This window comes from Actinopolyspora mortivallis (assembly GCF_003001495.1).
Lineage (GTDB): Bacteria > Actinomycetota > Actinomycetes > Mycobacteriales > Pseudonocardiaceae > Actinopolyspora > Actinopolyspora mortivallis_A.
The window spans coordinates 496,497-515,987 of sequence record NZ_PVSR01000001.1 but is presented as its reverse complement, the minus strand read 5'-3'; the positions used below and the strand labels follow the sequence as shown (position 1 = coordinate 515,987).

Sequence of the window (19,491 nt, the reverse complement as noted above, 5' to 3'; positions counted from 1 at the left end):
AGCAGGGGGCTGTGATGGCTTCACCGTATGGTCCGCAACCGTGCCTCACCCATGTCCGTAGGCCCATTCTTCCCACTGATCGATGTGCGGTGGCACACTTGCGGAGTGGTGACCGGTGAAACCCCCTCTCCCGAGATCGTCGAACTCATGGGAAAGGTGGCCGAGGTGATGTTGGCCGACCTCGACGAGCTCGTCGTCCGGGTGGATGCCGCCGAAGTCGAACTGACCCCGGCGCTGGGTGACGATCCGGCGCTCACGGTGGACATGTCGGCAAGCAACCGTGCCAACGCTACGCGCCTGCTGACCATGTTAGCCCACCGACAGGACTGTGTGTCCTCCAGGGACATCCCTCCCGAGGCGCTCGACGTCGCCCGCACCGTCACACGGCGCGGGATCGACCTCGACGTCGTCTTCCAGTCGTACCGCTGAGGGCAGAACATCGCCTGGCAGCACTTCATGGCCCACGCCGCCCATGCGGCGCCCTCGGACCCAATGCTCGTGCGGCTGTTGGAGACCGCCTCGCAGCGGATATTCGAATACGTCGACCACGTGCTCGACAGCGTCATCGCCACCGCCCAGCGTGAACGGTAGGACGTACTCGGCGGCGCGCTCGCGCGTCGCACCGAAACGGTCCGGTTGATCCTCGACGGCGCCCCGATCGACAGTCGCCGGGCGGGTACACGCCTGGGATACGAACTCTCCCAGCACCACACCGCACTCGTGCTGTTAGGAAGGACATTCGACGAGGTCCAGGGCGCTCTGGAGTCCGCCGCCACCGTTCTGGCACAAGCCACTGGAACGCGGACTCCGCTCACGTTCTCGGCCGGGGCCTCCACGCTCTGGGCGTGGTTGGGGTCGGACTCCGAACCGGAACTCGACGCACGGCACCAGGCGATCGGCCGAACACCCCCGACGTCCGCGTCGCCGTCGGACACACCCGTTCCGGCATCACGGGTTTCCGCCGTTCCCATTCCGAGGCGCTGGCCGTCCAATGGCTACTCGCCGAACATCCGAAGAACGCTCGGGTCGCACTCCATCACGACCTGGAGGCCACGGTGCTGGCCGCGCAGGACCGGGAACGAGCGACGGAGTTCGTCCCACCACTCTCGGCCCGCTCGCCGCGGACACGACCGGCGCGCCTGCGTGAGACCGTGCGGGTGTTCCTGGACGAGGCCGACAACGCTCCCCGCACGGCCCCTCGCCTACACACCCACCGCAACACGGTGCTGCAACGAGTCACCCGCGCGGGCGAGCTACTCGGCTACCATCCCCACGAGCGTCGGCTTGCGCTCAGACACGCCCTGGAGATCGCCCATCGGACCGGCCCCCGAGTGCTGACCCGCCCCTGATCGTATCTCGACATGCGCACCGCAGAGTCCTCTGGTGACGCTCGGGGCGACTCCTCCCCCGATACTCAAGCGGGAGGTGTCGGCCGGGAGCACGGAGACGCTCCGGACGGTCACGCGGAGGACTTTCCGGAGCGTGACTGAACGGGCGTTCCGGACACGCGATTGATACGGTCCCGAATCGTGTTCGAGAACCAGTCAACACCCCAGGCTCCCGCCCGCCCAACCCCGGTACAGCGCCGCGGGATCGAACGCGTCCGGGCCATTCTCGACGCCGCCGAGACCCTGCTCGGCGAGCAGGGTTACGAGGCCGCCACCCTCAAGGCCATCGGCGAGCGCGCGGGCATACCGACCGCCTCCGTCTACCACTACTTCTCCGACCGGACTCAGGTCGACGCGGAACTGCTGCGGCGTCACCTGCACGAGGTGGAGCAGCGTCTCACCACGGCGTTGAGCCAGTCCGCCCCGCGCACCCTGCGGGAGGCCATCGACACGGTCATCGATCCGATGATCGCCTACTTCCGCGAGTACCCGAGCTGCGTCGAACTGTGGTTCACCGGACGCCACCAGGCACTCAGCGAACTGGTCCGCGCCTTCGACGAGGCCCAGGCGGAGCAGCTCCGGCACGTCCTCGTCGAGCGGGGGCTCCTGCCCGCCGACACTCCTCCGTTCGTCCTGCGGTTCGCCTTCGAGGCCGGTCGCAGACTCTTCGACGTCGCGTTCCGTTACTCGCCCAGCGGGGACGACGTCACGATCGACGAGACCCGGCGTCTCGTCAACGCCTACCTCGAGACGTACGCCCGGCCGACCCCGGAGGAACACGACTGAGCAGCTGCCGCACCGGGGTCGGGACCGTGTTTTCCGGGCTCGGGTGTCGTCGCGCCGGAAGCGCGAGTGCCTCTCGCCCGTTCGGGTGAGCACACCGCGCGAAGACGGCCTCTCCGGGCGACACTGACGGGGTCGGAACGCTCCCTCGGGAGCGTTCTCCCGTCGCTACGGACGCAGGAGGAGCGGGGCCCGGTGAACCGAGAATCGCCGCACAGGATCCCGCTCCGGACGTGGCGCATGCGCATACGCATGCGCCTCGCGGAGCAGCTGCGCAACAGGATCTGGATCGTTCCCGCCGTGTTCGCGGTACTGGCGATCGCGGCCGGGATCGCGTTCCCGGTCGTCGACGGGACCACGGAGTTGACGGCCATCGCCTTCGACCCGGAGGCCGCCCGCAGCCTGCTCGGCTCGCTGTCGGGCGGAATGATCACCTTCACCGGTTTCGTCTTCTCCATCCTGCTGGTGGCGGTGCAGTTCGGATCGAGCCAGTTCTCACCCCGCATGCTGCTGTTGTTCCTGCGGGATCCGGTCACCCAGCTGGCACTCGGCACCTTCATCGCGACCTTCCTGTACTCACTGCTGGTGCTGAGCTCGGTCGGCCGCGCGGAGAACCCCGACTTCGTGCCCCACAACTCGATCTCGATCGCGCTGTTGCTGCTGCTGGCGAGCATGTTCATGTTCCTGCGGCTGATCACCAACACGACCTCCGGGCTGCGCGTGGCCTCGGTGCTGGTCGACCTCGGCCGGGAGGCACGCAAGGTGATCGAACGCGCCTACCCCGAACAGGCGGTGGCCGACGAGGCCGGGGAGCGCGAACCCGCTCCACTGCCGGAGGACTCCCGCGTGGTCCCCTACCGTGGCGAACCCGGTGTGCTTCAGAGCGTGGACCGGCAGGAGCTGGTGTCGTTGGCGACCGAGGCCGACGCGATGATCGAGCTGGTGCCCGCTGTCGGTGACCCCCTCGTCCCCGGCGACCCGGTCTTCCGGGTACGGGACGGCGGCGGTTCGCTCGAGGAGGACGAGCTCACCTCCTCGATCGCGGTCGGTGACGAGCGGTCCGTGGAGCAGGACCCCGCCTTCGCCTTCCGGCTGCTCGCCGACATCTCCGCCAAGGCGCTTTCCCCGGGGGTCAACGACCCCACCACCGCCACGCAGGCACTCAACCAGATCGAAGTCCTGCTGCGGATCATCGCGCACCGCCGGCTCGGACCCGACGTCGTGCACGACACGAGGGGCGTGGTCCGATTCCGTTCGCGGACTCCCTCTTGGGAGGACTACCTGAGTCTGGCCCTCGACGAGACCCGCCAGTTCGGAGTGGGGTCGCTACAGGTCACCCGCCGGCTGTCGGCGTTGCTGCGAGGCTTGCGGGAGACCGTTCCCGGTTACCGCGCCCCCGCCGTCGAGGCGCAGCTCGAGCTGGTGAGGGCGGCGGCCCGCAGAGCCTTCGGCGAGGAGGCCGACAGGCGGGCGGCCACTACGAGCGATCCGCAGGGACTCGGCTCGTCGCGGGAAACCCCGTGAACGGTCCGACCACCGGGATGGGAGAGCCCGGGGCGAGGAGCCGCTTGCCGGCCGGAGCGAGGCTGACCCGCGCAGTGTGGCCGGCACTCGGCGGAGGAACCGGTTGGGCAACCAGCGTCGCGGCCATGACGGGCTGGGCGAGGTCGGTGTCGAGGATGGTGGTGCGGACATGCCCCGCCACCACCTGCGCGGCGGACCCGCCACCGGCTGTTCCGGCCCGAGTGGCGGGAACCCGGCCCCCGAGGCCGACCTGTGCGATGGGGTGATCGTGATGCCCAACGCGAACACGGACACGCGCAGGACCAGCAGCACCAGGGCCGCGCACCGCGTGGGCGTCACATGCGTCGATTCCGGGGCCGTTCTGGTTCGGGTGTGCTCACTCATGGTCCGGGGTGATCTGCGGCCGGGAGTGGGTGGTGGGCGGGTTGACGTGCTCTTCCGCGGTCACCGCCGACTGCGTGTGCAGGAGTGTGTGTAGCGCTCGGGTGGCTTCGACGACGTCGAGATCAGGATCCAGCAGCGCGTGCAACAGCAGCCCGTCGCAGGTGGCGAGCAGCAAGGTCGCCAGCGCTGAGGGCGCGGGTCCTGCGGGGACGGTGCCACGGTGCTGCTCGGTGCCGACCAATCCCGCCAGCAAGCGCCGGTAGTCGGCCAGCAGTGTGGAAAGGTGGTGGCGCAGCTCCGGATCCCGTGCGGACTCACGCATGGCCTCCATCAGCACACCGCTGCTCACCGTGTCGAACGCGCTCTCGTCGTGCATCCAGGCCGTGATGAGCGACAGCAGCTCTGCCAGCGTTTCGGCGGTTTCGAGCCGGTCAAAGGGAATCACGCGCTCGACCGTGCGCAACGCCGCCTCCGTGAGGAGCTCGTGTTTGCCACGGAAGTGGTAGTTCACCGTGCCGTGAGGCAGGCCGGCCCGCTCAGCGGCCGCCCGTGTGGTTACGCCGCCCCACCCGCACTCAGCGATCAGCTCCGCCGCCGCCGCGAGTAACCGTTTCCGGGTCTCATCGGAACGAGGACGTTCTCTTGACCGTCTGTACTGTCCATTTGGTTTGTCCATATGGCCAAATAATATCTCGTTCCGAGGCGACCGCGTCAAATCCCGACGGTGTCGGACAGGACACGTCCGGACACCGCGAACCCCGTGACGACTGAGTCATGCGGACCGCACTATGCGAGCTCCGGTCACGGCCGACAACGGGACGTTGACATCCCGTCAACACCCCCATAAACTCGAACTCGATTTGAAATCGGATCGACACTTCGCTTCGCCGCTCGCACGGCGCCGCGGCACGCCCACGACGTCGTCGTCCTCGGCTGCGGACTGATGGGCACCGCTCTCGCGCGGACGTTGGCCGACAACGGCCGCTCGGTGGCGGTCCGGAACCGCACTCCCGAGCGGGCGCAGGCACTCGCCGGCAAGGGCATCAGCCCCCTGCGCTCGACAGACCAGGCAACCATGCGAACCTACGCCGAAGCGGCCGGCGCGGCCCCGGCCGTCCTGCGCTCCTCGGGCCAGCGCGCCCGCCTGCTGACGGCGGCCACCGAGAACCTCCGAGCAGCCGAGAAAGCCGGTCTGGGATCGCCCGGAATCTCCGCCCAGACCGACGTCGCCGGCACCAACTCCGAGGAGTCCTGAGATGACCACCTGTGAAGTCCCGCGTTCCGAGTACGGCTGGGTCGAGCCTCTCGCCGAAGCCCGCCCCGCGCTGGAGGACGAGATCACCTGCGACGTCGCCGTCGTCGGTGGTGGCTACACCGGCATGGCGGCAGCACTGCGGCTGGCCGAGCGAGGAGCCGAGGTGGTCCTGCTCGAGGCCGGGTTCTGCTGCTGCGGGGCGAGCTCGCGCAACGCCGGACAGTTGACCGGGGCACCCGCGGGGGACCCGCAGATCCTGTACATGATGCACCCGCGCCGTCTGCGCGGGGTCGTGCGCTTCGGCGAGGCCGCGGTCGACTTCACCGAGAAGTTGATCGAACGGCTCGGCATCGACTGCGAGTACGAGCCGACCGGCAACGTCGCCGCGGCCGTCTCCCAAGGACAGCTTCGGAAGGCGCAACGAAACACGCGGATCCTCCGGGACATGGGAGCGGACGTCGAGTTCGGCACGGGCCGCGAGCTCGGTCTGCCGGAAGCGTTCCTCGGTGGCAGCTTCGAACGCTCCGGCGGGCACCTGAACACCGGAAAGTTCGCACTCGGCCTTCGCGAGGCACTTCTCGGATCGGGCGCGCACGTGTTCGAGCGGAGCCCGGTCCGAGCGGTGGAGCCCGACAGCACGGGAGCGGTCGTCAGCACGCGGAACGGGCGTGTCCGTGCCGGGCGGGTACTGCTCGCCACCAACGCCTACTCGCGCGAGCTCGCGATCACGCCGAAGCGGATGGCCGCACCGGTCCTGGTCAGCGAGGTCGAAACCGAACCGATCGACCCCGAACGCCTGGAAGCAGTGGGGTGGACGAGCCGTGCGGGCATCATCACCCAGCACAACCTCATGCAGAACTATCGCCTCACCCGACGCAGCACGATCATCACCGGTGTTCGCAGGCTACGGAAGGGACGGGGACATCTGGACCCCTGCTGCAAACCGGACCAGGCGGTCGTGGCGGACCTGCTTCGCGGTTTCCGCGACCACTTCCCCTCACTTCGTGACGTCGCAGCGCAACGGGCGTGGGGAGGATGGGTCGCGATGACACCACCCTGGCTTCCGGTCGCCGGGAAGGCTGCGGAGAACGTCTTCTACGCGGGCGGCTACAACGGTCACGGCCTCGCCCAGGCACCTTATCTCGGCACGCTGCTGGCGGACCGGATGGCGGACGAGAGGTGCCACGAGGACCTCGATGCCGTATGGCGGCGGCGCTCCTGGTTCCCACCCACCCCCGTCTCCAACGCTCTGACGCTGCGGGCCGCGTGGGCACTCGACCGGATCTCGGACCGACTGAGTCGGCTCACGAACTGAAACCACCCGGTGGGCGCACGAGGTCCGCACCGGGGCCGGATCCACCTCTCGGGTGCAGCGGCTCCTTGCTCGTCGGGGCCGGAGAGCGGTCGCTTTCCGACCCCGACGGAGCGGAAGTGATCACAGCGTCCGGGCAAGCCTGTTGGCCAGCAGGCTGGTGAACTGCGCCGGCTCCCGGAGCTCACCGCCCTCGGCCAGCAGGGCCATGCCGTGGAGGAGTTCGGCCGTCTCCTCCAGCTCCTGGCTCTGGCCGTTCTTCTCGTAGGACTCGCGCATCCCTCGCACGAGGGGGTGGTCGGGATTGACCTCGAGGATGCGTTTCACCGGCGGCAGCTCGTGGCCCATGGCGCGGTACATCTTCTCCAGGGTCGGCCCCATGTCGTTGCTGTCGCTGACCACACAGGCCGGTGAGGTGCTCAACCGCGAGGACAGCCGCACTTCCTTCACGTCGTCGGCGAGCTTGGTCGTCATCCAGGACAGCACCCCGGAGAACTCCTGTTCCCGCTGTGCCCGCTCGCCGTCCTCGCCGTCCTCGTCCTTCTCGTCGAGATCGACCTGCCCCTTGGCGATCGACCGGAACGGCGTGCCGTCGAACTCGGGGACCGACTCCACCCACATCTCGTCGACCGGGTCGGTCAGCAGCAGCACCTCCACACCCTTGTCCCGGAAGGCCTCGATGTGCGGGGAGTTCTCGACCTTGGACCGCGAACTGCCGGTGATGTAGTAGATGCTGTCCTGGCCCTCCTTCATCCGCTCGACGTACTCACGCAGCGTCGTCCTGTTCTCCGGATCGTGGGTGGACTCGAAGGAGGCGATCTCCAGGATCTGGTCGCGGTTGTCGACGTCGTTGAGCAGCCCCTCCTTGACGACCTGGCCGAACTGGTCCCAGAACTTCGCGTAGCGGTCCGGGTCCTGGCTCATCATGTCCTTGACCGTGGACAGGACCTTCTTGACCAGGCGCCTGCGCATCATCTGGATCTGACGGTCCTGCTGCAGGATCTCCCGCGAGACGTTGAGCGAGAGGTCCTGCGCGTCCACCACGCCCTTGACGAAGCGCAGGTACTCCGGCAGGAGCTCCTCGCAGTCGTCCATGATGAACACGCGCTTGACGTAGAGCTGGACGCCGCGCTTGTGGTCCCGGGTGAACAGGTCGAAGGGAGCGACCGAGGGGACGAACAGCAGCGCCTGGTACTCGATCGTGCCCTCGGCCCGCAGGTGGATCGTCTCGAGCGGGGTGTTCCAGTCGTGGCTGATGTGCTTGTAGAACTCGTGGTACTCCTGCTCGGCCACCTCCTCCTTGGGACGTGCCCAGAGCGCCTTCATCGAGTTGATCGTCTCGAGCTGCCGCGTGGTCCCGCCCTCGGAGTCGGTGTGCTCGACCTCCATTCGGATGGGCCAGGAGATGAAGTCGGAGTAGCGCTTGACGATGTCGGTGATCGTCGCGCTGTCGGTGTAGTCGAGCAGGCTGTCTTCCTGGTCCTCGGCCTTCAGGTGCAGCGTCACCGCCGTACCCTGCGGGGCCTCGTCGACCGTCTCGAGGGTGTAGGTGCCCTCACCGGTCGACTCCCATCGGGTGCCGGTGTTCTCCCCGGCCCGGCGGGTCAACAGGGTCACCCTGTCGGCGACCATGAAACTGGCGTAGAAGCCGAGCCCGAACTGGCCGATGAGTTCCCGGGCGGCCGCGCCGTCGTTGGTCTCCTTCAACTGCTGCAACAGCTCGGCCGTGCCCGACTTCGCGATCGTGCCGATGAGCTCCTGGACCTCGTCACGCGACATCCCGATACCGTTGTCGCGCACCGTCAGCGTGCGGTTCTGCCTGTCGGTTTCGATCAGAATGTGCAGATCGGAGGTGTCCACCTCCAGGTCCTTGTCCCGGAAGGACTCCAGTCGTAGCTTGTCGAGCGCGTCCGAGGCGTTGGAAACGAGCTCGCGCAGGAACGTGTCCTTGTTCGAGTAGATGGCGTGGACCATCAACTGCAACAATCTGCGGGATTCCGCCTGAAATTCGAACGTTTCCGCCTGCGTACTCACTGATCCCCTTTCCCGAAATCACGGTTCCCACGCGTCGTCCCGAACGACGACACCAGTACGACCAGGATCATAGGACCCCTGCGGGGGTGACACTCATCCCGCCACGGCTCCTGTGACCTCAGCCCCGCGCCGGGCGCCCGAGCAGCGGCGGAACCAGCGGATCACTCCGACCAGGGGCGGGAAGGCTCGGTCGTTCGCGTGGGCGTTTCCACTCGGCCGAAGGACACCGTGCCCGGTTTCGGACCACCTTCGGTTTCCCGCCGGGAACACTGTGATCGAATGTCGGAGTGGCATCTTCGAAGCACACTTCCACGACGCCATCGGTCGTTCCCGAAAGCCCGACCTCGATGGGCTTCCTGGAGGAACGGCTGCACTCTCTGGTGACACGGTACCCACGTGTCCTCATCATGGCCTCGGTTCCGCTGCTGGCCTTCTCGATATGGTCCGTGCTCCTGCCCGCCCTCTTTCACGGGGAATACGGGAATTTCTACCTCCGGGGCGATTTCGAGGTCTACCACTGGGCCGTGCACACCTGGTTGGACGGCGGCAACGTCGTCGAGAACTGGGCACCACTGCGGGGCGGCAACATGTTGCCCTGGGTGTATCCCCCGTTCGCGCTGTTGCCGCTGAGCGTGTTCGCCCTACCACCGATCACGGTGGGATCGTTCCTGATGTGGGCCGTTGACCTGACGGCCATAGTCATGACGCTCTACCTGGTCGTGCGGCACCGCTGGCCCGGTGTGGGACCCCGCGGCGCGCTGGCCGTGGCTGCCCTCGCACTCCCGCTCCCCCTGTGGCTGGAACCCGTCCACGCGTGTTTCTTCCAGGGACAGGTCAACCTGGCGCTGATGGGGCTGATCGCCGCGGACTGCCTCGTGCGGAATCCGCGCTGGCCGCGCGGACTGCTGGTGGGGATCGCCGCGGCCGTCAAACTCGTGCCCGCGGCCTTCCTGGTGTTCTTCCTGTTCCGCAGGGACTTCCGGGCCACGGTGGTCTGCACGGTCACCGCGGTGGCGTGCACGCTGCTCGGGTTCCTCCTCGACTTCGAGGCCTCGGTGGACTACTGGTTCCGGTACGGTCCGGCCAGCTCCGTGATGGGACACGCGGCCGACCCCAACCAGTCGATCCTGGGTGCACTCGCTCGTTGGGAATTGCAGCCGGCGGTGCAGTACGGGATCTGGGCGGGTGTGTGCCTGGCGCTGGCCCTCGTGCTCGCGCGCACGATCAGCCGGGTCGACCCACCGGTGGCGATGACGCTGACCGGCGTGTTCGCGCTGCTGGCCTCGCCGACGACCTGGTCGAGTCACTGGGTGTGGGTCGTTCCCGGCCTGCTGCTCCTGCTCGACTCGGCGGTGCGAACCCACAGCGTCAGCCGGTTCGTACTCGTTGTGCTGATCGTCGTCGCCGGCAGGAAGATACCGTTCCAGGTGCTGGCCAACGACGACGTCCCCACGCTGCTGTGGGTGCCGCAGCAACTCGTCGGCAACGCCTATGTCGTTCTCGCGGCGGCCCTGTTGCTGCTGACGGGGTGGCAGGCGAACCGCACCCGCCCGTCCGGAACGCTCTCGAGTCCCTAGCTGGGGCGCACCCGCCGCTTCGGGTGCGCCCTCGCAGGTCCGGCTGTCCTGATGGACACGGTGAAGAGGGCCGGCGACCCCCTTCGCCAGCGCTGCCGCTCTCGGAGGCGCACGTGTTCCGGGTCTGACCGCCCTGCGACAGGACACGAACACTCACAGAACCCCGTCTCTCCGGGGCGCTGGATGCTTACCACCACCGGGAAGCTGGGTATGCCGGGTGGGTGACCCCGTCAGCACCAAGCGTGAGGAGCCCGACGGTGACTCGGCGTGGTGATCGGAGCGGAGAACCGGCCGCACACCGGTTCCGCCGGAGCGCCACCGTGCTGGGCGTGCTGACGATCCTGGCGGTGGCGGTCGCGACCACGGTTGCCGTGCTCACGCCCTCCCCGACCGAGGCCCCCTCGGACGGCACGAGAGCACCGGTGATCACGGCCGCTCCCGGAACCGTGCAGGAGGAGATCGTCACGGCGGCACGGACGGAGCTCGGCACCGAGGAGGTCGGGAGGAACTGCCACGCCTACTCCGAACAGTGCGTGCCCTGGTGTGCGCTGTTCGCCATGTCGACCTGGGAGCGGGCGGGCGTGGACGTCGAGACCGAGGAGTTCGCCTTCACCGGCGACGTCTACACCACCGGGCGGAGCCGGGGCACGGCCTACGACAGCGCGCGGCTGGAGCAAGCCCGACCGGGCGACGTGCTGCTGTTCGGCACCGGCCCGCGGACTCCCGCCTCCAGCCGCCACATCGGCGTGGTCGAGAAGATCCGGGGTGACAGCGTCACCCTGATCGAGGGCAACACCGGCGACAACCCGGACAGGGTCCTGCGCAGGACGCACCGACTCGACGCGAACACCTTCTACGGCGGCGTACACCCCTGGTGACCAGGAGCGGGACTCGGTCGAACACCACCGCTCCCTCCTCACCCCAGGCTGACTCCCCCGCCGTTCCTCGAGCGCCACCACCGACCGGCTCCGGCACGAACCACGGCACGAGCGAGCGAGTGGGGTATGTCATCCGAAGGTCCACCACCACGCTTCGACCGTGTAGCTTCGTTGCTCGCCGCAGTGCTCGGGAAGCCGGTGAGAGTCCGGCGTGGTCCTCGCCACTGTGACCGGGGAGTGTCCCCGCACCGACGACGCCACTGGCCGAAGCGCCGGGAAGGCAGCGTGGACACGAGGATCCGGAAGCCAGGAGACCGGCTGCGGCGCAGGTATCGCTCGACGAGGGATTGAGGACAGATGCACCACCCGGCGAGACGTGTCGCCGCCCGGACCCGCGCCGGACGCGACCGGCCACGACGCGTTGTCACGGTGCTCACCGCGGTGACGCTCACCGCGCTGGTCGCCGGATGCGGCACCACCGGCGCGCGAACGACCGGCGGTGACCGGGAGAAAACCCCACCCGGCTTTCCCGTCACGGTCACCAACTGCGGGGTGAGCACCACCTACCAGCGCCCTCCGCAACGCGCGGTGACGCTGAACCAGCACACCACCGAGATCATGCTCGCTCTCGGGCTGGAGGACCACATGGTGGGCACCGCCTACCTGGACGACCGCATCCTCCCGGAGTACCGCGAGCAGTACCGCCGGATCCCGGTGCTGGCCGAGCGCTACCCCTCCTACGAGGCGTTGCTGAAGAAGGCCCCCGACTTCGTCTACGGCGGCTACTCCTCCGCCTTCAGCCAGCAGGACGGACGCTCGCGCCAACGACTGCGCGAGGCGGGCATCAACACGCACCTGAACATCGCCAACTGCACCGACGAACCGGTGGGCATGTCCGAGGTCCACGAGGAGATCCGGACGGTGGCGAAGATCTTCGGCGTGCCGCAACGGGCCGAGAAGCTCATCGACCGTATGACCGATACGTTGTCGCAGGTCCAGCGCCGGCTGGGCGACGTGCAGCCGGTGAGCGTGTTCGTCTACGACAGTGGCACGAAGTCGGCCACCACCACGGGTGGTGACGGGATCGCCAACGCGATCGTGCGGATGTCCGGTGGTCGCAACATCTTCGCCGACCAGCGCGAGAGCTTCTTCGACGTTTCCTGGGAACAGGTGATCCGGCAGCGTCCCGAGCGGATCGTGATCCTGGACTACGGTTCGACCACGGTCGAGCAGAAGAGGAACGCACTGCTGAACAAGCCCGCGCTGGCGGACGTCCCGGCCGTCGAGCACCGGCGGTTCGCGGTGCTGCCGCTCTCCTCGGCGGTGACCGGAGTGCGCGTCCCCCGCGCCGTGGCCGAGCTGAGTGAGCAGCTGCATCCGGGGAGGTTCCGGTGAGCGGTGGCGGCGTGAGAAGTTCAGCAAGCACCGCACCGGCGAAGACGAGCCCGCCACAGGAACCCGGCCCTCCGGCTCCGGAACGCGTTTCGCCGCGCGGGCGTCGGATCCCCTACCCGGCGGTGCTGGCTCTGCTCGGCGGCGCGTTGGCGGTGGCCGTGGTGGTCAGCCTCGCCGTCGGTTCGGTCTCGCTTCCCCCGACGGACGTGGCCGCCGTCCTGGTGCACCAGGTGTTTCCGGGGTGGGTCGATCCCGGCTGGCCGGCCACCTACGACACGATCGTGCTGGACGTGCGGCTACCTCGGGTGCTGCTCGCCGGGATCGTCGGCGCCGGCCTGTCCGCCGTCGGGACCGCCCTGCAGGCACTGGTCCGCAACCCGCTCGCCGACCCCTACCTGCTCGGGATCTCCTCGGGAGCCTCCCTGGGCGCTGTGGCGGTGCTGGTCTCCGGAGCCATGGTTCTCGGGACACTCGCCACACCGATGGTGGCCGCGTTCGCCGGTTCGATGGTCACCCTGGTCGCGGTCTACGCGCTGGCCAGCTCGGGGGGACGCATGACCACCACCCGCCTCGTGCTCGCCGGTGTGGCGGTGTCCTACGTGCTGTCCGCACTGGCCGACCTGTTGCTGAGCACCGCCGCCGATCCACACCTGCTGACATCCATCCGGTTCTGGACCCTGGGCAGCGTCGCCGGTGCGGAGTGGCGGACCCTTCCGGTCCCGGCGACCGTGGTGCTGATCGGTCTGGCCGTCCTGCTGTGGCAGGCGCGCTGGCTGAACCTGCTGGTCGCCGGCGAGGAGTCGGCCGGAACCCTGGGGCTGGACGTGCACCGTTTCCGCACCGGCATGTTCGTGCTGGTGTCGCTGATGACCGGCGTGATGGTGGCGGTCAGCGGCTCCATCGGGTTCGTCGGTCTGATGGTGCCGCACGCGGTGCGCATGCTGGTCGGGGCCGACCACCGGCGCGTACTGCCGACCGCGGCGCTGCTGGGAGCGACGTTCCTGATCCTCGCCGACCTCGCCGCCCGCACCGTGGCCGCGCCGCAGGAGATCCAGCTCGGGGTGCTCACGGCACTGTGCGGCGGACCGTTCTTCGTGTGGCTGTTGCGTCGTCAGGCGCGTCGGGAAAGGGCACTCCGATGAGTCACCACGAAGTGCGAGCGGCCGAGCTGGACATCAGGGACGTCTCCTGCACCGTCGGGGAGCGTGAGGTTCTCTCGCGGGTGTCGCTGACAGTCGCGCCGGGTGAGATGGTCGGTGTGGTCGGCCCCAACGGCGCCGGAAAGTCGACGCTGCTGCGTACGGCCTACCGACAACTGCGACCCAGCCGGGGGCGGGTGCTGCTCGACGGGACGGACGTGTTCCGGATGTCACGCCGCTCGCTGGCACGACGACTGGCGGCCCTGCCCCAGGAGTTCCCCGCCGAGTTCGAACTGACCGCCCACGACGTGGCCGCGATGGGACGCGTTCCGCACCAGCGGGGAATCGGCGGGGACCGCCTCGGTGACGAGCGGATCACGACCGTCTCGTTGGAGATGGTCGAGATGGCCGAGTCGGCCCATCGGCCGTTCGACCGGCTCTCCGGCGGTGAGAAGCAGCGGGTTCTCATCGCTCGGGCGCTCGCGCAGGAACCGGGGGTGCTGGTCCTCGACGAGCCCACCAACCACCTGGACATGCGTCACCAGTTCGACGTGCTGACCCTGGTGCGTCGTCTGAACGTGACGACCCTCGCCGCGCTGCACGACCTGAACCTGGCCGCCCGCTTCTGCGACCGGATATGCGTGCTCGCCGCGGGTGAGGTGGTGGCGCTCGGAACTCCCGTCGAGGTGCTCACCGAACCACTGCTGTCCGAGGTGTACGGCGTGCACACCGAGATCGGCACCCATCCCCGCACCGGCGCTCCGACGGTGCTCTTCGGGAACTGACCCGCTGCCCGCGACCGCCTGGACCCCACCCTGTCTTCCTCTAGGAGAGACATGAGCACGCACGCGAACCACCTGCTCGCCCGCACACTTGACGGGATGAACCCCACCGAGCACGCCCGGCTGCTCACCGACGAGAACTGCGAGCCGGTACCCGCCCGCCTCGTCGAGGATCCCGACTGGATGACCGAGCAGATGCGGTTGCGCAGCCTGATCTGGGACACCGACGACGCGCGGGTGCTGGCCACCCTGTGGTGGTTCTCGACCTCGAGCAAACTGATCACGCCGTCGATCGCCTCGTTCGTCGTCACCGGCGAAGTGCTGTCCCCCGCGTTGGAGGACCTGTGGCTGCACTGGCATCCGGACAGTCGGTTGTCCGGGGTCACCTCGGTGAACGTGCTCACCGGCGGCTCTGCCCTGGAGTCCCTGGCCGAAGCACTGCGGCGGACCCTCGAACGCAGCATCGCCTCGGTGGCCGCCACCGCCCGGATACGGCCTCGTCCCCTCTGGGCGATCGCCACCGACGCCGTCGCCGGATGCCTGCTCTGGGCAGGACGCGCACGAGGTGAGCCGGAGCGGGCCACCGCCCTGGCCGAACCGCTGGTCGCGGCCATGGGCGCTCCGATGCCCACACCGCGTTACACCGAGGTCTCCTCCCACGGGGAGACCTCGCGGCTGTTCACCAAGCGGACCTCGTGCTGCCTGCTCTACCGGGCACCCGGCGAGGACAAGTGCTCCTCCTGCCCCGGCCGCCCTCCCGAACAACGACACGCCCTGCTCCGCGAGAACACCCCGCACTGACAGAGCCGATCCGAGTGTGCCGCGGGGCCCGACAACGTGGGGCTCAGCACGCCGTGCTCGTCCCTTCGTCGGACACTGTTGTCCCCGCGCGCACCCGCCCCACCGGCTGCTCTCCTCGGCTGCCCACCCAAGGGTCTCTCACCGGGGCCGCCGCGGGATCCAGCCCGCCAGAACCTCCGCGAGGTGCACAGCCGTGCGGTCGCTGCCGTGGGCGATCTGGGTACGGCAGCTGAAACCGTCGGCCAGCACCATCGTCGCGGGGTCCGCACGCCGCACGGCCGGGAGCAACGCGTGCTCGGCACAGGCCATCGACACGTCGTAGTGTCCGCGCTCGAACCCGAAGTTGCCGGCCAGCCCGCAGCATCCCGAGTCGAGAACCTCCGCGTTCACCCCCGCCTCGTGCAACACCGTCCTGTCCGCTCCGAAGCCCAGAACCGCGTGTTGGTGGCAGTGTGGCTGCACGACGGCCTCGGCCCCGTACCACGGTGGACGCCAGTCGACAGGGGCATAGCGGGTCAGTGCCTCGGCCACGGTGAGGAACTGGCCGCGCAGCCGCTCGGCGTCCTCGTCATGGGGAAACAGCTCGCGGATGTCCGAGCGGAACACCGCCAGGCAGGAGGGTTCCATCCCGACCACCGGGGTGCCCGCCTCGATCCAGGGGCGCAACACCCGCAACGTCCGGCGCAGCACGCGACGCGCCGACCGCAGCTGACCGGTGGAGATCAGGGTCAGTCCGCAGCACACCGGCCGCTCCGGGACGGCCACCCGGAACCCGGCGTTCTCCAGCACCTCGACCGTGGCGCGGGCGACCCTCGGTTCGAAGTGATTGGTGAACGTGTCCGGCCACACCACCACGGCGTCGCGGTCGCCGGGGTGCGGTTCGCGCCGGGCCTGCCCATGCCACTGCTGCCGGAAACTCCGCGGGGCGAACCGAGGCACCTCCCGTTCGGGAGTGACGCCGGCGACGCGCTTCCCCACCTCGGCCAGCCCGGGTGTGTGCAGCGCCGCGTTGACCAGACGAGGAGCCAGCCGAGCGCCCTGGGCCAGCGCCGGAAGCCAGCCCAACGAGTAGTGCGAGGTGGGACGCACCCGGTTGCGGTAGTGCTGGGCGAGGAACTCGGCCTTGTACATGGCCATGTCCACACCGGTCGGGCAGTCCGACTTGCACCCCTTGCAGGCCAGGCACAGGTCCAACGACTCCTTCACGGCCTCCGAGCGCCACCCGTCGGTGATCGGGGTGTCGGCGTGGCCCCGCATCATCTCGAACAGCAGCCGGGCGCGTCCGCGCGTGGAGTGCTCCTCCTCACCGGTCGCCCGGTACGACGGACACATGACGCCCCCGCTGGTGCTGCGGCAGTTGCCGATTCCCACGCACCGCATGACGCCCTGGTGGAAACTCCCTCCGTCATCGGGGAAACCCAGGTAGGTGTTCGGATGTTCGGGGCGGTAGTCCGGTCCCAGTCGCAGCTGTTCGTCCACCCGGTACGGCGCCACGACCTTGCCGGGGTTCATCCGGTTGTCGGGGTCGAAGACCTCCTTGACCTCGCCGAAGGCCCGCACGAGTTCCTCACCGAACATGCGAACGAGCAGTTCACCGCGGGCCTGCCCGTCCCCGTGCTCGCCGGACAGCGAACCCCCGTGGGAGACGACGAGGTCGGCGGCACGCCGCACGAAACTCCGGAACGTCGCCACACCAGGGCCGCTCTTGAGTCGGAACGGGATCCTGACGTGCACGCAGCCGTGCCCGAAGTGTCCGTACAGGGCGGGACGCTCGTAGCCGAACTCGGCGAACAGCGCCAGCAGGTCCCGCAGGTAGTCCCCCAGCCTCTCCGGAGGAACCGCCGAATCCTCCCAGCCCGGCCAGCTCTCGGGCATGTCCGGCGGATCGGCGGTCGCTCCGAGCCCGGCCTCGCGCGCCTTGAGCATCTGCTGCTCGCGCTCCGGATCGTCGGACACGGCCACGTCCGCCTCCTGCGAGGACTTGCCCAGACCGTCGAGCAGGCGGTGCACCTGCTCGTCGGCCTCGGCGGCCGAATCACCCCCGAACTGGACGAACAGCCAGCTCGCCCCCTCGGGCAGCAACGCCACCGAGTCCAGATACATCCGTTCCTCACGCAGGAAGTGCACCAGCTCGCCGCCGAGCGCTTCCAACTGCAACGGAGTGCAGTGCTCCAACAGCCGGGGGACGTCGTCGGCCGCGGCGGCCACGTCCTCGTAGCCGAGCACCACCATCGACTTGCGGGCCACAGTGGGGACGAGTTCGAGCTCGGCGTGCAGCACCGTGACGAGCGTGCCCTCACTTCCCACCAGCAGTTCGGCCGGGTCGAGGCCGTCCTCGTGCACCAGGGCGTCGAGGTTGTACCCCGACACCCGTCGCGGGATGTCGGGGTAGCCCCGCCGGATCCGTTCCCGGTAGCGGTCCCGGATCCCGCGCAGCCTCCGGTGAATCTCGCCCCTGCGACCGCCCTCGGCGATCACCTCCTCCAGTTCGGCCTCGGTGATCGGCCCGACCCAGCAGCGCGTCCCGTCGTAGGTGAGGATCTCCAGGCTGCGCACGTTGTCGACGGTCTTGCCGTACATCTGGGCGCTGCCGCCGCAGGCGTTGTTCCCGATCATGCCGCCCAGCGCGCAGTGGCTGTGCGTGGACGGGAACGGACCGAACACGAGATCGTGCCCGGCGAGCTCGGCGTTGAGGGCGTCCAGCACGATGCCCGGCTCGACCACGCACCTACGCCGTTGTGGGTCGACGGAAACGAGCGCGTGACAGTACTTGGTCCAGTCGATGATCACGGCGGTGTTCGTGGCCTGTCCGCCCAGGCTCGTGCCCCCGCCCCGCGACAGCAGCGGTGCTCCGTGCTCGTGGCAGACCCGCACCGCTTCGACTCCGGCCTCGACCGTGTACGGCACGACGACACCGAGGGGGACTTGGCGGTGGTTCGACCCGTCGGTGGCGTAGGCACCGCGAGTACCGGCGTCGAAGCGAACCTCCCCGTGCACCGCGGCAGCCAGCTCGCCGCGCAACGCCTCGGTGTCCACTCTGGCCACCCCCGGCAGGCCGGTCGCCGTCATCTCGCCTCCCACGCTCCTCTTCCCGGCCGAGCGCCGAGACGCCTCACCGCACGCGGTAGGGCTCGGCGTCGGCCTCCTTCAGCGTCATGCCGTGCCCGGGAACCGAGGGATCGGGCCGCACCTCCCCACCGGTCGGCTCGAGCACGCCGTCGAAGAGCATCACCTCGATGCGCTCGTGGTCCCGGAACCACTCCAGGTGCCGGACGTTCTGCGTCGCCACGGCGGCGTGGGCCGTCACGTTCTGGGCGCAGTGCCCGGAGATCTCGATGCCGCGGGCCGCCGCCAGCGCCGCCGCGCGGTGCCACTCCCCGATCCCACCGCACCGGGTGAGGTCGACCTGTAGGCAGTCCACGGCGCGGGCCTCCAGCATCGTGGCGAAGTAGGGCAGGTCAAAGCCGTACTCGCCCGCGGTCACGTCGGCCTCCGTGGCCTCCAGCACGCGCCGCAACCCGGACAGATCGTCACTGGAAACCGGTTCCTCGAACCACACGACGCCCATGCCGTCCAGACGCCTGCCCACCCGCACCGCCTGAGCGGCCGAGTACGCACCGTTGGCGTCGACGAACAGCCGCACCCCGTCCCCGACCACCTCGCGCGCGAACGCCGTACGCGCGAGGTCCCGTTCGGGATTACTCCCCCGCCCCTCCCCGACCTTGATCTTGACCGACGACAGGGTCCGGTCACCGACCCACCGCTCCAGCTGCTGACGCAGCTGATCGTCGTCGTAGGTGATGAACCCGCCGCTGCCGTAGACGGCGACGCTCTCGTGCGCGCGGCCGAGCAACCGGCTCAGTGCCAGCCCGCACAGACGGGCCGCCGCGTCCCACAGGGCGATCTCCACCGCGGACATCGCGCACGAGACCAGCCCCGGCCGCCCGTCGTTGCGGACCGCCCGCCGCATCGCCTGCCAGGCGGCGGGCACGTCGAGCACGTCGCGGCCCAGCACCGTCGAGGCCAGCACGGTCTCGATCACCTCGACACACGCCGGGTGCGCGTAGGTATAGCCCAGACCGGTGCTGTCGTCGGCCCGAACCTCGACGACCACGATCGTCGTGACCGACCACGCCAGGGTCCCGTCGGACTCCGGCGTCTCGGTCGGAACGCGGTAGGCCCGGGCCCGGACCTCGGTGACCTCCGAGCCGCCGGACGACGGGGCGCTCACCGGCATCC

At 69.0% G+C, this 19,491-nt stretch carries 15 protein-coding genes, 1 pseudogene and 1 riboswitch; of the genes and pseudogenes, 12 read left to right on the top strand and 4 right to left on the bottom strand.

All coding sequences use genetic code 11. The features are described 5' to 3' along the window. The first annotated feature begins 108 nt into the window (after window positions 1-108). The 4 genes from CEP50_RS20260 (at window position 109) to CEP50_RS02350 (ending at window position 3,695) form a co-directional block, all read left to right on the top strand. Window positions 109-429: a hypothetical protein gene (locus tag CEP50_RS20260; protein ID WP_219905272.1), complete on the top strand. Its 321-nt coding sequence runs from the start codon at window positions 109-111 to the stop codon at window positions 427-429. Window positions 430-845: 416 nt separating this feature from the next. After that, window positions 846-1,349 carry a helix-turn-helix domain-containing protein gene (locus CEP50_RS20255; protein WP_219905271.1) on the top strand — a complete coding sequence of 168 codons (504 nt, stop codon included), beginning with the start codon at window positions 846-848 and terminating at the stop codon, window positions 1,347-1,349. 180 nt (window positions 1,350-1,529) lie between these two features. Then, complete coding sequence (locus CEP50_RS02355; RefSeq protein ID WP_106112222.1) at window positions 1,530-2,174, top strand: TetR/AcrR family transcriptional regulator; 645 nt, start codon at window positions 1,530-1,532, stop codon at window positions 2,172-2,174. 237 nt (window positions 2,175-2,411) lie between these two features. After that, a complete protein-coding gene (locus CEP50_RS02350; RefSeq protein WP_106112221.1) occupies window positions 2,412-3,695 on the top strand; it encodes a DUF2254 domain-containing protein in 1,284 nt (427 codons plus the stop codon). Between the two features lie 376 nt (window positions 3,696-4,071). On the opposite strand, the gene CEP50_RS02345 is transcribed toward CEP50_RS02350, so the two are convergent. Further along, a complete protein-coding gene (locus CEP50_RS02345; protein WP_106112220.1) occupies window positions 4,072-4,755 on the bottom strand; it encodes a TetR/AcrR family transcriptional regulator in 684 nt (227 codons plus the stop codon). Between the two features lie 189 nt (window positions 4,756-4,944). Between CEP50_RS02345 and CEP50_RS02340 the strand changes: the two genes are divergently transcribed. Together CEP50_RS02340 and CEP50_RS02335 are read left to right on the top strand one after the other, a co-directional pair. Then, a complete protein-coding gene (locus CEP50_RS02340) occupies window positions 4,945-5,334 on the top strand; it encodes an NAD(P)-binding domain-containing protein (protein ID WP_258174728.1) in 390 nt (129 codons plus the stop codon). 1 nt (window position 5,335) lies between these two features. After that, window positions 5,336-6,649 carry an NAD(P)/FAD-dependent oxidoreductase gene (locus CEP50_RS02335; protein ID WP_106112218.1) on the top strand — a complete coding sequence of 438 codons (1,314 nt, stop codon included), beginning with the start codon at window positions 5,336-5,338 and terminating at the stop codon, window positions 6,647-6,649. Window positions 6,650-6,769: 120 nt separating this feature from the next. On the opposite strand, the gene htpG is transcribed toward CEP50_RS02335, so the two are convergent. After that, window positions 6,770-8,680, bottom strand: a complete 1,911-nt coding sequence (gene htpG / locus CEP50_RS02330) for a molecular chaperone HtpG (RefSeq protein ID WP_106112217.1) — start codon at window positions 8,678-8,680, stop codon at window positions 6,770-6,772. A gap of 347 nt (window positions 8,681-9,027) precedes the next feature. On the opposite strand from htpG, the gene CEP50_RS02325 reads away from it, so the two are divergent. The 6 genes and pseudogenes from CEP50_RS02325 to CEP50_RS02300 all read left to right on the top strand — a co-directional run bounded on the left by CEP50_RS02325 (window position 9,028) and on the right by CEP50_RS02300 (window position 15,252). Beyond that, window positions 9,028-10,257: a glycosyltransferase family 87 protein gene (locus CEP50_RS02325; protein WP_258174690.1), complete on the top strand. Its 1,230-nt coding sequence runs from the start codon at window positions 9,028-9,030 to the stop codon at window positions 10,255-10,257. Window positions 10,258-10,514: 257 nt separating this feature from the next. After that, complete coding sequence (locus tag CEP50_RS02320) at window positions 10,515-11,135, top strand: CHAP domain-containing protein (protein WP_258174688.1); 621 nt, start codon at window positions 10,515-10,517, stop codon at window positions 11,133-11,135. A 164-nt stretch (window positions 11,136-11,299) separates the two neighbouring features. After that, window positions 11,300-11,472, top strand: a riboswitch (cobalamin riboswitch). Between the two features lie 20 nt (window positions 11,473-11,492). After that, the gene (locus tag CEP50_RS02315) at window positions 11,493-12,530 is read left to right on the top strand and encodes an ABC transporter substrate-binding protein (protein WP_258174686.1); all 1,038 of its coding nucleotides are present in this window, start codon (window positions 11,493-11,495) and stop codon (window positions 12,528-12,530) included. Between the two features lie 122 nt (window positions 12,531-12,652). Then, a complete protein-coding gene (locus tag CEP50_RS02310; RefSeq protein ID WP_106112215.1) occupies window positions 12,653-13,672 on the top strand; it encodes a FecCD family ABC transporter permease in 1,020 nt (339 codons plus the stop codon). Window positions 13,673-13,755: 83 nt separating this feature from the next. Beyond that, a pseudogene (locus CEP50_RS02305) lies at window positions 13,756-14,454 on the top strand (ABC transporter ATP-binding protein); the annotation flags it as partial. Between the two features lie 51 nt (window positions 14,455-14,505). Beyond that, entirely contained in the window at window positions 14,506-15,252 is a 747-nt protein-coding gene (locus CEP50_RS02300) for a (2Fe-2S)-binding protein (RefSeq protein ID WP_106112213.1), read from the top strand. A 138-nt stretch (window positions 15,253-15,390) separates the two neighbouring features. Here CEP50_RS02300 and CEP50_RS02295 read toward each other — a convergent pair whose 3' ends face one another. Together CEP50_RS02295 and CEP50_RS02290 are read right to left on the bottom strand one after the other, a co-directional pair. Then, complete coding sequence (locus CEP50_RS02295) at window positions 15,391-18,321, bottom strand: FAD-binding and (Fe-S)-binding domain-containing protein (protein WP_106112293.1); 2,931 nt, start codon at window positions 18,319-18,321, stop codon at window positions 15,391-15,393. 43 nt (window positions 18,322-18,364) lie between these two features. Beyond that, complete coding sequence (locus CEP50_RS02290) at window positions 18,365-19,489, bottom strand: enolase C-terminal domain-like protein (RefSeq protein WP_106112292.1); 1,125 nt, start codon at window positions 19,487-19,489, stop codon at window positions 18,365-18,367. Window positions 19,490-19,491 lie beyond the last annotated feature (2 nt).